General features: G+C 68.0%; 10 protein-coding genes. 1 reads left to right on the top strand and 9 read right to left on the bottom strand.

The genetic code is table 11. The annotated features are described in order from the left end of the window. Positions 1-18: 18 nt before the first annotated feature. The 6 genes from ATO3_RS17285 to ATO3_RS17260 form a co-directional block, all read right to left on the bottom strand. Positions 19-1707 carry an ATP-binding cassette domain-containing protein gene (locus ATO3_RS17285; protein WP_088651136.1) on the bottom strand — a complete coding sequence of 563 codons (1689 nt, stop codon included), beginning with the start codon at positions 1705-1707 and terminating at the stop codon, positions 19-21. Position 1708: 1 nt separating this feature from the next. After that, positions 1709-2584: an ABC transporter permease gene (locus tag ATO3_RS17280; RefSeq protein WP_088651135.1), complete on the bottom strand. Its 876-nt coding sequence runs from the start codon at positions 2582-2584 to the stop codon at positions 1709-1711. Then, positions 2581-3612, bottom strand: coding sequence for an ABC transporter permease (locus ATO3_RS17275; protein WP_088651134.1), 1032 nt, complete (start codon positions 3610-3612; stop codon positions 2581-2583). Before ATO3_RS17275 ends, ATO3_RS17280 begins: the two co-directional genes overlap by 4 nt. Before the next feature lie 103 nt (positions 3613-3715). Next, complete coding sequence (locus ATO3_RS29235) at positions 3716-6040, bottom strand: LuxR C-terminal-related transcriptional regulator (protein WP_088651133.1); 2325 nt, start codon at positions 6038-6040, stop codon at positions 3716-3718. A gap of 31 nt (positions 6041-6071) precedes the next feature. Then, positions 6072-8750, bottom strand: coding sequence for an ATP-binding protein (locus ATO3_RS17265; protein WP_088651132.1), 2679 nt, complete (start codon positions 8748-8750; stop codon positions 6072-6074). A 66-nt stretch (positions 8751-8816) separates the two neighbouring features. Then, positions 8817-9329, bottom strand: coding sequence for an oxidoreductase (locus tag ATO3_RS17260; RefSeq protein WP_088651131.1), 513 nt, complete (start codon positions 9327-9329; stop codon positions 8817-8819). A gap of 406 nt (positions 9330-9735) precedes the next feature. Here ATO3_RS17260 and ATO3_RS17255 point away from each other — a divergent pair, with 406 nt between their 5' ends. Beyond that, positions 9736-10350, top strand: a complete 615-nt coding sequence (locus tag ATO3_RS17255; protein ID WP_088651130.1) for a response regulator transcription factor — start codon at positions 9736-9738, stop codon at positions 10348-10350. 183 nt (positions 10351-10533) lie between these two features. On the opposite strand, the gene ATO3_RS17250 is transcribed toward ATO3_RS17255, so the two are convergent. Genes ATO3_RS17250 through ATO3_RS17240 form a run of 3 tightly spaced genes read right to left on the bottom strand, consistent with a single transcriptional unit; the run spans position 10534 to position 13035 of the window. Next, positions 10534-11619: a protein-glutamate methylesterase/protein-glutamine glutaminase gene (locus ATO3_RS17250; protein ID WP_088651129.1), complete on the bottom strand. Its 1086-nt coding sequence runs from the start codon at positions 11617-11619 to the stop codon at positions 10534-10536. Positions 11620-11622: 3 nt separating this feature from the next. Further along, positions 11623-12486, bottom strand: coding sequence for a CheR family methyltransferase (locus ATO3_RS17245; RefSeq protein ID WP_088651128.1), 864 nt, complete (start codon positions 12484-12486; stop codon positions 11623-11625). Between the two features lie 9 nt (positions 12487-12495). Next, positions 12496-13035 (bottom strand): chemotaxis protein CheW, encoded by a 540-nt coding sequence (locus tag ATO3_RS17240; protein WP_088651127.1) that lies wholly within the window; start codon positions 13033-13035, stop codon positions 12496-12498. Between the last annotated feature and the right edge of the window lie 74 nt (positions 13036-13109).

Genomic DNA, 13109 nt, shown 5'->3' with positions numbered 1-13109 from the left:
GGGTCTCTCCTTTCGCGGTCATTCGGTGCCCGTGGCCTGCGGCGCGGCCTGTCCGCCACCGCTGGTCACGAGAAATCTCGCGCGTTCTTCTTCGGTTACACTGGGTTTGAGCGCCTGTTCCTCGGCCGTCAGAACCGGGATCGCCGAGATCAGCGCGCGGGTATAGGGATGGCGGGCCTCGGCGAAGACTTCGGCCGGGGTGCCCTGCTCCACGATCTCGCCCTTCAGCATGATCGCGATACGCGAGCAGAAATTGCGCATCAGCGACAGGTCGTGGGAAATGATGACATAGGTCAGCCCGAGGCTCTCGCGCAGCTCCAGCAGCAGGTCGATGACCGTCTTCTGGACCGAGACATCCAGCGCCGAGGTCGGCTCGTCCAGGATGATCAGCCTGGGCTTCGCGGCCAGCGCGCGGGCGATGGCCACGCGCTGTTTCTGCCCGCCCGAGAGTTCGTGCGGGTATTTCGACAGGTAGGACACCGGCAGGCGAACCAGGGTCAGAAGCTCTTCCATCCGGGCCTGACGATCGGCCGGCACCTCGGTCCGGGCCAGCGGCACCGACAGGGTCTGCGCCACGGTGCGCTTGGGGTTCAGCGAGGTGCCGGGGTTCTGATAGACGATCTGGCTGAGCCGCTGGGCGCCTTCGGCCGGCGCGCCGGTCACGGCGATCATGCCTTCGGTCTGCGACAGCAGGCCCATCATCATCCGCGCCACGGTCGTCTTGCCCGATCCGCTTTCCCCGGCCAGGCCAAAGATCTCGCCCTCGTTTACCGTGATGTTGATGTCATCCACGGCCAGGTGGCCTTCGCCCCGGTTGAACAGCCCGCGTTTGGCATAGACCTTCTTCACCCCCTGCAGGGTGATCATGGGCGTCTTGTGGCTGACCGGCTGATCCACCACCTGCGGCCCGTAAAGTGGCGGCACGGCGGCCATCAGATCGCGGGTATATTGCTCCTGCGGGGCGTCGAAGACCTGGGCCAACGGCCCCTGCTCGACGATCTTGCCATGGCGCATCACCAGCACACGGTCGGCGGTCTGGCGCACGACACCCAGGTTATGGGTGATCATCAGCAGAGACAGACCCTCTTCGGCCACCAGCCGGTTGATCAGGCGCAGGATCTCGTCCTGCGTGGTGACGTCCAGCGCGGTGCCGGGTTCGTCCGCGATCAGCATCCGGGGCCGGTGCAGCAGCGCCAGCGCGATCAGCACCCGCTGGCGCATCCCGCCCGACAGCTCGAACGGCCAGGCGTTGTAAACCCGCCCGGCATCGGCCAGCTGCACCTTGCGCAGGGTGTCGTGGATCCGCGCCTTGCGTTCGGCGGCGGAGGAGACCTCTCCGCGCCGGCGGTCGGCGTAATACATCACGTCGTCCAGGTGCTGGCCGATCCGAAAGACCGGGTTAAAGGACGACAGCGGGTCCTGCATGATGATGGAAAAGGCCGTGCCCTTCAGCTTTTCCCGGTCGGCCATGGATTGCCGGAACAGGTCGAGCCCGTCGAAGGCGATCGACCCGCCATCCACACTTGCATTGCCCGGCAGCGTGCCAAGGATCGCCTTGGCGGTCACCGACTTGCCCGATCCCGTCTCGCCGATCAGGGCCACGCGTTCGCTCGCGCCCACCGAGAACGAGACATCGTGCAGCACCTGCCGGGTCCGCCCGTAGCCGGAGAAGGACATGTTGAGGCCGTTGACGTCGAGCAATGTCATCTCAGGCCTCCACGTCGAACATGTCGCGCAGGCCGTCGCCCAGCAGGTTGAAGCCCAGCGTGGCGTAGAAGATGGCGAACCCGGGGGCGAGCACCTCCCACCATTTCTCGGGCAGGAACTGGCGCCCGTCGGCGACCATCGACCCAAGATCCGGCGTGGGCGGCTTCACCCCGAAGCCGAGGAACGACAGCGTCGCGCCGAATAGGATGACAAAGGCCGCGTCCAGCGTCGTCTTGACCGAGATCACGGCGATGCAATTGGGCAGGATCTCGCGGAACAGGATGTGGACCGGCCCGGCCCCGGCAAGGCGCGCGGCCTCGATGAAATCCTCATTCGCGACCGAGACGGTCACGCGGTAGACCAGCCGCGCATGCCAGGTCCACCACAGCAGGGTGATTGCGAACATCGCGTTGATCAGCGTGGGCTCCAGCACGTTGCCGATGGCCAGCGCCATGACCAGCGGCGGCATGGCCAGCATCACGTTGGTCAGCCCGGTGATGATCTTCTCGGCCCAGCCGCCGAAATAGCCCGCGCACATGCCCAGCACCGCGCCCACGGGGACCGAGATCACCAGCACGCCGAAGACCAGCAGCAGCGAGACCCGGAAGCCGAAGACCGTCCGGCTGAAGATGTCGCGCCCGGCCTTGTCGGTGCCCATCCAGTTGACGGCCGAGGGCGGCGCATGGCGGTTGCGGAAATCGACGACCGATCCGACATGGTCGGGAAACGGCGTGATCCAGGGCGCCAGCGCGGCCATCACCAGTACAGAGATCACGATCGCCGCGCCGATGATTGCCGCCGGATTGCGCGAGAACCGGTACCAGCCCATCCAGGCTGCGGTCATCTGGGTGTCGTCGGTCGTGTCCAAGTGGCTCATGCCGATTGCCCCCTCAGGCGCAGGCGCGGGTCGATAAGCGAGAGCGCCAGATCGACCAGAAGGTTCGCGAAGATGAAGAACAGGCCCGAGATCAGCACCACGGCCATCAGCGCGTTCAGGTCCTTCTGCAGGATCGCCGTCAGCCCGTAGGAGGCGAAGCCGCCCCAGCCGAAGACCATCTCGACCACGAAGGCATTGCCGATGAGCGAGGCGAATTCGAGCCCCATGATGGTCAGCGGGGCGATGGACGACAGCTTCAGCAGGTAGCGGAACACCACGACGCGTTCCGGCACGCCGAAGCTGCGCAGCGTCAGGACATGGTCCTTGCGCAGGTTCTCGATCATGGCCGAACGGGTGATGCGGGTGATCTGGCCGATGCCGGCCATGGCCAGCGCCAGCGCCGGAAAGGCGAGGTGCTGCAGCGCATCGACGAAGACATCGAAGCGGCCATGCACGAGGCTGTCGACCAGCAGCAGACCGGTGGGCCCGTCGGGCGCGTTCAGCTGGTAATCGACCCGGCCCAGGATCGGCCAGTCGGGAAAGAACGACCCGGCCAGCAATTGCAGGCCCACCGCGAAGAGAAACGAGGGGATCGTCACCCCGAACAGCGAGAAGAACCGCCCGGCATTGTCGATCCAGCGGTCCCGGTAGCGCGCGGTCAGAACGCCCAGCGGAACCGAGATCAGGAAAACGAGAAATACGGTGACAAGCACCAGCTCCAGCGTGGCAGGCAGGAAGTCGGCGATGTCAGCGGTGACCGAGCGGTTGGTGACCAGAGACTCGCCCAGGTCCCCGCGCAGGGCGTTGCCCATGTAGCGCCCGTATTGAACGATGATCGGCTGATCCAGCCCCATCTCGGCCTGAAGGTCGGCCACCTGTTCAGCCGTGGCCGAGGGGCCAAGGGCCATGCGCGCCGGATCGCCGGGCACCACGCGGGCCAGCACGAAGATCATCAGAGACAGCACGAACAGGACAAGCAGGACGGAGGCCGTCCGCCTCAGAATGCCCTCGATAATCTGTCGTCCCATTCGGGTGCCTCCGGTGGCGACTGCGTCTTTCGGGCATGATGGCGCGCCGTCCCTGCTCCTCTCAAGGCAAGGAAAGGATAGGTTCGGGACAGAAAGGGATAGGTTATTTCATCCAGCCCAGGGCACGCGCCGCCCGGACCGCCTCGGCCCGGCGGTTGCAGCCAAGCTTGGCGTAAAGATTCTTGAGGTGGAATTTCACCGTCGGTTCGGTGATCCCCAGCTGCCGGGCGACGATCTTGTTCGACGCGCCCTCGGTCAGCATCATCAGCACCTTCAGCTCCTGCCGGGTCAGGTGCGCCCGTGCCGCCTCGGTCCCCGAGGTGAACCGGCTTTCCTCCAGCCGCCGCATCACCAGCCGCGCCGGCCCCACCGCCGACAGGTAGGCCGCAGTGCCCGCGTCGCGCCACATCTCGCCCAGGAACAGCTGTTCCTCGGACAGGACGGACAGCCCCCTGTCACGCGCGACGATGTCGAAGACCGACCGCAGCAGCGCCCGCATCTGCGAGGGTTCGCGCGTTTGCCGGGCGACATGGGCGCGCCAGATGTCCAGCGCGATGCGCTGGCGCCCGGTCAGCTGTGGGTTGGCGGCCATGTGGTCCAGCTTGCGCCCCAGATAGGGCAGCCGGGGATATTCGTAGGCGATCTGGCGCAGCCAGCAGAGCGCAAGCAGGATCTCGTCCCGCGTGGCCAGCCGCGCGAATTCGGTGTCGGCGCTTTCGATCCAGACCCGGTCGATGCGCGCCTGGATCGGCGAGAGCGCCCGCGCCGCCTCTCCCCAGCGGCCGGCATTCTGCAGAACCTGGGCCTTGCGCAGATCCAGCAGCACCCGGAACTGCCGGTTCATCGCCAGCCGCGCCCACCAGCGGTCCAGATAGGCCAGCGCCGCCCGGGTCGAGACGTGCTCGGCCAGGGCCTGGGATCCGAACTGCACCGCAAGCTCGACCAGGGTGGGCCAGGTCTCGCCGCCCGAAAAGGCATCGAGATCGGCATCGAGAAAGCCAAGGATCGGCCCGGCCTCGCCTTCCTCGAACCGGGCGGCGGCCTCGACCAGCCGGGCAATGCGGGAGTCGCCGGGGCTGTCGAACTCCAGCTTGTCCAGCCAGGCGCGCGCATCGGCCAGCTCGGGCAGCGCGGCGCCGGACTGGCCGCGCAGCAGACCCATGACCGCGCGGTGCAGGCCGATGTAGAAGCGCAGCAATACGGCATTGGCGCTCTCGTAGGCCTGCGCCGACCGCTCGGCGGAAAACTCGAGCTCGGCATAGCGGCGCTGGCGCAGGTAGATTTCCAGCAGGGCATTGTGGCAGGAGCCCCGCATCAGGTGCGCCTCCAGCGGCAGGCGCGACAGGACCGACAGGATGGTGTCGAGCATGTCCTCGCTCACGGGAATGTCCTCGTAGATCAGCAGGACGATGCGAAAGGCCTGAACCCGCAGGGACAGCGGGCTGTCGGGCGCCAGCCCGCGCCGCAGGTCGAGCACGTCCATGCCCGGCGCCCCCCCGAACCGTTCCTCAAAGCGGCGCCGGACCCATCCGACCTCGCCCGCCTTGAGCCCCAGCAGCATCTGGGCCAGCGCCAGCTCCTCGTCCCGGTCGCGCAGCTCGGCGGGCATGTCGTCGACAAGGGCCGCGAAATCCCGTGGCGGCAGGGCATAGAACAGGTGCCAGCCGCCCGAGCGGCGAAACAGATCCAGCGCGGTCCCGCTGTCGCCGGCGGCCAGCGCGGTGCGGATCAGCCGCGCGGCAAGGCGCGGGCGCGGCGGCAGGACGTTCTCGGACCAGCCGAGCGCGGCGGCGCCGTCCTCCAGCAGCCGCGCCGCCAGGGCGGTTTCGACGGCGCCGGGCAGCAGCGCGCGAAGCGGCGCGTCGGCCAGGGCAAGCGGCGGGATGCGCGCGCGCAGATCGTCGGTCTCGCCCCGGGTGGCGGCGAGCAGGCGATCGGCCGGCAGGTCGGCCAGCACCTCGTGGACGAGATAGGCGGTGAGGTCGGCATCCGACACCTCGGGCGCGCCCACAAGCACCGGCCAGCCGGCCGACCGCGCCCAGGCCCCGGGCGGCAGCGTCTCGCGCGCAAACAGCAGGTCGGCGGCGGGAATGTCCCCGACCTCGCCATGAAGCCGGGCCCGCGCGAGGCCGGACGGGACCTGTCCCGGACGGACAAGCAGGACCAGCCGCTCCGGCCCGTCGAGCGTCTCGGGCGGCACCCCGTCGCGGATGCGCCAGCCGGGCCCGTCCCAGGCGCCTGGCCGGCCGGGCACGGGCGCGGCCCCCACCGCGCGGGCCAGCTGCCCTGCGAGGACGCTCTTGCCAAAGCCCGCGGGCGCCTGAACCAGGGTGATCCGGTGGCCGTCTGCGCGGATCGCGGCGATCAACGCCGTGCGCGGCAGAATGCGCGGCGCCTGCCCGCTGTCGGCCTGCCCCTGCGTCTCCACTTCAGTCAACGGCCCCCGACGGCTCCGCGCGTCATGCCTCGGCCATCCGGTCGCGCAGGCGCGCGGTGATCGCCGCCCTCGTATCCCGCCAGAGCGGGACCAGCGCGGCCAGCTCCGCCTCGTCCGGCGGGCTGTCCAGCTTCACGCCGGCAACGATCCGTTTCAGCGCCGCACGCATCGCCTCGGCCCCGTAGGTCCCGCAGGAGCCCGCGCAGCGATGCGCGAGCGCCCCCAGGTCCGCGGGCGCCAGGCCGGCCTCGGCCAGGGCCAGCACCTCGGCCTCGGTCTCGTCGAGGAACCGGGCCATCAGCCGCTCCGCCTGATCCTGGGGCACCCGCGACAGGAAGACCGAGAGCAGCGCCTCGTCCAGCAGGGGCAGCCGCGGAAGCCGGTCGGCCCCGGTGTCCGAGGGCCCGGCGTCCAGCGTGTCGTCCGGCAGATCCCCGCGCGCCAGTTCCTGCAGGGTCTGCAACAGCAGGTCGCGGTCGATCGGCTTTGACATGCAGGCAGTCATGCCCGCCTCGCGGAATCGGGCGAGTTCCTCGGGCAGGGCATGGGCGGTCAGCGCCAGGATCGGCACGTCGCACGAGGCCTGGTTGCCGGCACGGATGCGCCGCGTCGCCTCGGTGCCGTCCATGACGGGCATCGAGACATCCATCACGATCACGTCGAAGCGCCGCAACGCCGCGGTTTCGACCCCGTCGCGGCCGTTCTCTGCCTCGACTACACGGTGCCCCTCGAGCGCAAGCATCTCACGCACGATGAAGCGGTTGGCCTCGTTGTCCTCGACCAGCAGCACATCGAGCAGGCGCTTGTCTTCGCAACCGGCCGCGCCGTCCCGGGTCTGGCCGGCACCGGGCCGGGCCTCCACCGGCTCCAGCGGGAGCCGCACCCAGAAAAGGCTCCCCTCCCCCGGCCCGCTCTCGGCGCCGATCTCGCCGCCCATCAGCCGCATCAGGCGGCGCGAGATGCCAAGGCCCAGCCCGGTGCCCCCGGCTTCGCGCGCATATGAGCTGTCGAGCGTCTCGAAATCGTGGAAGATCCGTTCCAGGTCCGCCTCGGCGATGCCGATGCCGGTGTCGATCACGCGGAACTCCACCTCGGTGGCGTTGATGTACTCGGCCTCAAGCTCCACGCTGCCGTTGCGGGTGAACTTGATCGCGTTTCCGACAAGGTTCAGCAGCACCTGGCGCAGCCGCCGCGCATCGCCCAGCGCGTGGGTCGGCGCCGGGCCCGTCCAGCTCCAGTCTAGCGCGTTGCCGTTGCTGCGCGCCATAGGCGCCGCGGTGTCCACCACCCCCTGCATCAGCCGTTCGAGCGAGAACGGCTTGCGATCGGCCTTCATCATGCCGGCCTCGTACTTGGCCAGGTCCAGCACGTCGTTCACGAGCCCCAGCAGCAGCTCGCCCGACCCCTTCATCCGTGCCAGCAACCCGGCCTGGCGTTCCGTCATGCGGTGGTCGTTCAGCAGCTGGATCGTGCCCAGCAGCCCGTTGAGCGGCGTGCGCATCTCGTGGCTCATCACCGCCAGGAATTCCGATTTCGCCCGCTCGCCGGCCAGCGCCTGGTCGCGCGCCTGCATCAGTTCTTCCTCGGCGCGCTTGCGGCGCGAGATGTCGCGGATATGGGCGACGTAGATCGGCCGGTCGGCCGACGCGCGATCGATGGCCAGCTCGGCGGCGAAACGCCTGCCGGCATTGTCCTGCAGGTCGATTTCAAAGTTGCGTTCCCCGCGCGCCGGGCGGCGGTGTTCGGACAGGAAGGCGAACGGCCCCAGCCGGGCCCGCGCACGTTCCGACGGTGGCACCAGAAGATCGACAATGTCGCGCTTCAGCGCCTCTGCCCGGTCATTCCCAAGGATGCGTTCGGCCGCCGGGTTGAATTCGCGTATCCGGCCCACATCATCCGTCACGACGATGGCATGGGGCGAGGTCTGGACGATGGTGCGCATCCGGACGCCGGCGGTCTCCACCTCGTCGGCGCGGCGTTCGGCCAGGCGGAACAGCCGGAAATGCGACACGGCGAGCATCCCCAGCGCGACGATGGTCGCCATCAGCACCGCAGCCAGCCAGCCCAGCAGGCGCAGCACGCTGGCGCGGCGTTCGTCCGACAGCCGGGCAAAGGCCTGCAACGCCGCGAGCGAGAAGGCCCGGACATCCTCGCCCACCGCCTCGGCACGGGGGATCAGGTCGGGCACCGCGGCCAGCAGTTCCTCGTCCGGCCCGTCGAACAGGTCGACATTGTCATCGAGAAAGGCGCGAACTTCGGCCCGCGGCCCGACAAAGGCGGGGTCGCCCGCCATGGAGCGGAAGACATTGCCCCGTTCGACGATCGAAACACGTGCGTAGAAGATGTTGAAGGTCTGGCGCAGCTCGGTCACGGCCGCGGGATCGTGGCGCGCCTGTTCCAGCGCCAGGCGGAAACGGTCGAATTCCACCTGCGCCTGCGACAGGCTCCATTGCAGGTTGTCGGACTTGGAATCCGAAAGCCCGTCGATCTGGCGCAGCACGGCCACCGCCAGCCAGGCCGACAGCGCAAGGCAGACCACCACCGCAGCCGAGGCCGCCACCGTCGCCGTGATCGTGGGCAGGCTCGTCGCTCGCCCGGGCCCGGTTCGGGCCAACAGGCCGCGCCGCCCCGTCCGGGGCGGGCCCGACGGGTCCGGCGCGGTCCGGTCCGACACCGGATCGGAAGAGGATGCCACGTCCATGCGTCAGCCTTTCGCGGGATGAAGGGGCAGAACGAGATCCGCCCGAGCTATCTGGCGCGTCCCAGTCTAGTCGCCGACGATGATCCGGTCGAGTTGCCAAATGCTGCGCGAATAGATCACCTCGCTGCGATACATCGGATCCTCATCGAAGGGATAGACCACCCAGAGCGGCCCCTTGTCCCGCACCTTCATCGGGCCGCCGTTGCGATAGTAGGCCAGCATCGGTCCGCCCGAGGACCAGTCCTCGTGGGGGATATCGACAGCGTAGTCGTTGATGGCCGTGGCATGGATGGTCACCGGCGCGGCGCCCACCGCCTCCATCAGAGTCGACAGCGACACGCCCACGAAGCTTTGCATGTCCTCGGTCCAGATCGTCGTCGTCTCGATCTCACGCGCTCCAAGCGCGCGCAGCATCTCGAGGTCCATCTGCACGGTGTCACCGACGTTGGCCTTCGCGATCTCGCCCGAGACGGTGAGGATGACCGGCCCGTCGGGCACGGGCAACTCGTCCGCGAGGGCTGGCAGCGCGGCGAGCAAGGCGCCGATGGTCGCGCCAGCTAGGGATCTCAGGCATCTCATAAGGGGGTCTCCTGTTCGGTCATGCCATGTATGGCATACTCCGGTGGGGCCGTGGTATGTCGCGACAGGGGAAGGGTACTATCCGGACGGATAGGTTTGACGTTACGTCAAATCGGCTTTGCCGCGGTCCGGACGAATGGAGCGCGGGGCCCTTGCTGGTCTGCCCGCCGGCCCGCGGACGGGAGCGCCAGGCGGCCGCCCCGAGGCGATGCCCGGGGGACGACGGGGGGCGATAGGGGATTGACATACCCCGTGATACCAATGCTTTCCTTGTCCCAGACCACCTGGTCCGACCATGGCCCCTGCCCTGCGCATCGGCCCGTCAGGGGCCCGGGTTCGCCCACCCCCGGGAGGAAAAAGACATGCGGTTCGGAAGGATCGAACGGTGAGCACGGGTCTAGGCACCATGAGAATCCTGATCGCGGATGACCACGACCTGCTGCGTGACACGCTTCAGGTGTTCCTTGACGGGGAAGGCGCGTTCGAGACGGAAACCGTCGCGAGCTATGCCGAGGCCGAGGCGAAGGTGCGCCAGGGCCCGGCCTATGACCTCGTGCTGCTTGATTACACGATGCCGGGAATGGACGGGCTGACCGGGCTGAAGCGGATGCTGACCCAGGCCAACGCCCGGCGCGTGGCGCTGATTTCGGGCACGGCAAGCCGGACCATCGCCGATGCGGCGCTGGCAGGCGGCGCGGCCGGGTTCCTGCCCAAGACCCTGTCGGCGAAGTCCGTCGTCAACGCGGTGCGGTTCATGGCCATGGGCGAGCAATACGTGCCGCCCGGCTTCCTGCGCGACGACGAGGCCGGGCCGGCGCATCCCCTGGCCGAACTGCTGTCGCGCCGGGAGATGCAGGTGCTGGAATGCCTGACACTGGGCAAATCCAACAAGGAAATCGCCCGCGACCTGGATATCCGGGAGCCGACGGTGAAGCTGCATGTGAAAAAGCTGTACCGCAAGATCAACGCGCAGAACCGGACCCAGGCGGCGATGATCGCGAAAGAGGCCGGGCTGTTCTGAGCGGTTTGCGCCGGTCCCCGGCGAACCCCCCTTCCGTCTTCGGTCGTGCGATGGCTGCAATGGCTTCGGCCCACGGATCGGCGCATTCATCGGCCCACCAATCGGCCGCCGGTTCCGCCCGCATCGGACCGGCATGACACTCGCCAGTGCGGCTTGCCTGCGGGCGAACATTCCGATCCCTCCTCAATCCTTGGCCAGCCGCACTGCCGTCTGCGCAATCTGGTCCAGCGGCAGCTCCTTCTCGACCCCGCCGGCCTTCATCGCTTCCTTGGGCATGCCATAGACCACGCAGGTCGCCTCGTTCTGACCGAGCGTGCGGGCCCCGGCATCGCGCATCTCGCGCAGGCCGCGCGCGCCGTCGTCGCCCATGCCGGTCATGATCACGCCGACCGCGTTCTTGCCCGCCACCCGCGCGACCGAGCGGAACAGCACGTCGACTGAAGGCTTGTGGCGCGACACCAGCGGGCCGTCGCGAACCTCGACCCCATAGTGGGCACCCGAGCGGGTCAGCAGTGTGTGCAGGTTGCCCGGGGCGATCAGCGCATGGCCGCGCAGCATCCGGTCGCCGTTCTGCGCCTCCTTCACGGTGATGTCGCAAAGCCCGTTGAGCCGCTGTGCGAAGGCGCCGGTGAAGGTGCCCGGCATGTGCTGGACGACGACAATGGGCGGGCTGTCCGACGGCATCGCCTGCAGCAGTTCGCGCAGGGCATCGGTGCCGCCGGTGGAGGCGCCGATGGCGAGGATCTTCTCGGTCGTGCGGGCCATGGCGCGGGTGGCACTGGGCGGTGCAAGCACGGCGTCGGCGGTCAGCTTCTTTTCCACCTTCATCGCTGCGCGCGGCTTCAGCCGGGCCTGCGCGGCCGCCTTTACCGCGCTGCGGATCCGGTCGCAGCTTTCCTCGAAGAATTCGCGCACGCCAAGCTCGGGCTTGCAGACGACATCGACGGCGCCGGCCTCCAGCGCCTGCATGAGCGTCTCGGACTGGTCGGAAACCAGCGAGGAGCACATGACCACCGGGATCGGTTTCTGCGCCATGAGCTTGCGCAGGAAGGTGATGCCGTCCATGCGCGGCATCTCGACATCCAGCGTGATCACGTCGGGCAGCATCTTCTTGATGCGCACTGCCGCGGCCAGCGGATCGGCGGCGGTGCCGATAACCTCAAGCTCCGGATCCGCGGACAGGATCGCCTGCATGGTCTGGCGCACCACGGCGCTGTCATCGACGATCAGGACCTTGTAGGGCTTGCGGCCCGGACGCTCGAACGGCATGGGTCACACCTTTCGATAGATGGTGGGGCGCAGTGTCTCGAAGGCGGGGTGGCTCCCCAGTGCCTCGGCATGGCCGGTGAAGAGGATGCCGCCCGGGCGCAGGCGCGAGGCGACGTTGCTGACGACCCGGTCGCGGCCCTCTTCATCGAAGTAGATGAGCACATTGCGCAGAAAGACGATATCGGCGGTAAAGTTGGCAAGGTCCTTCAGGTCCTGCAGGTTGGCCTTCTGGAACCGCGCCCGGGCGCGAAGGTCCGGGGCGATGCGATAGACGGGGAAACCGTTCCGGTCCCGCAGTTTGCGCGAGCGCAACAGGAAACGCCCGGCGCGCGCGGGAGAGATGCCGGGAATTTCCTCCTCGGAATAGGTCGCCGTGACGGCGCGCTGCAGGATCCGTTCCGAGATATCGGTCCCGATCAGCTGCCAGTCCGCGGGCGGCCGGCCCGCGGCATTGCGTTCGGCCAGGATCATGCCGGCAGACCAGAGCTCGGCCCCGATCGAGGTGGCCGCGCTCCAGACCACGAAAGGACTGCGGTCGCGCCCCTCCAGAAGGCAATCGATGCCTTCCTCCTCGAGCCAGTCGTAATGACGCTGCTCGCGGAAGAAGCTGGTCGTATGGGTGGTCAGCGCCTCGACAAGGTGGCGGACCTCTTCGCCGCCGGAATCCCGGGCGAGGAAATCATGGTAAACGCGGAAACTGTCGAGCCCCAGCGCAACGAGCCGACGGCCGACCCGAAGGCGGACGAATTCCAGCTTGCCCGCGTCGATCCGGATGCCCGAGATCTGTTCGGCCCGGGACACGATGGCACGGGCCAGATCCGGCGTCAGTTCGGATTGCGCGGGCGGCGGTCCCTGCATGAATGTCATCGCGGTGCGTCAGTCGAAATCGAACGGGCCGGGCCGACCGGCGTCACAGAGGATGCGGTCGATTTCGAGGATCATGGCGATGCCATCCTCGGTCCGGATCATGCCTCCGGCGACGTCACAGCGCCAGTCGGACAGGGTTTCGGGCACCGGTTCGACGTCCTTGTCGGACATTTCACGGACACGCAACACCTTCTCGGCAAGCACGCCGAGCGAGGTGGAGTGATCGCCGTTGGGAAATTCGAAGACGATGATGCGGGCATCGGCATTGTTCGCGGTGGGGGCGCCGATGCGGCTCGCGAGATCGACAATGGCGATGCCCTGGCCGCGCAGATCGATCATGCCCAGCACGTCATGCGGCGCGTTGGGCAAGGGGCTGATCGCGGTACGGTCGAGTATCTCCTGCACGCGGTGCACATCCACGGCGAAGATCTGCGCGCCGAGGGTGAAGGTCAGCACCGTGGGCGGCGGGCTGTCCTCCTCGCCGCCGTCATCACCACCGCCCTCGTCAAATCCGAAGGGGTCCAGCACCGCCTCTCTCATCTCGGTCATGTCACTTTCCTTGTGGGTCTCTTCGGATCTTCTGGTGGCGTTTCTGCGATGGCGGGAAGGTGCCGGTACCTGGC

It is taken from the genome of Marinibacterium profundimaris, from assembly GCF_002210095.1.
Classification (GTDB): domain Bacteria; phylum Pseudomonadota; class Alphaproteobacteria; order Rhodobacterales; family Rhodobacteraceae; genus Marinibacterium; species Marinibacterium profundimaris.
Note: the sequence above shows the minus strand (reverse complement) of the source record. Positions and strands in the feature narration are given on the sequence as shown.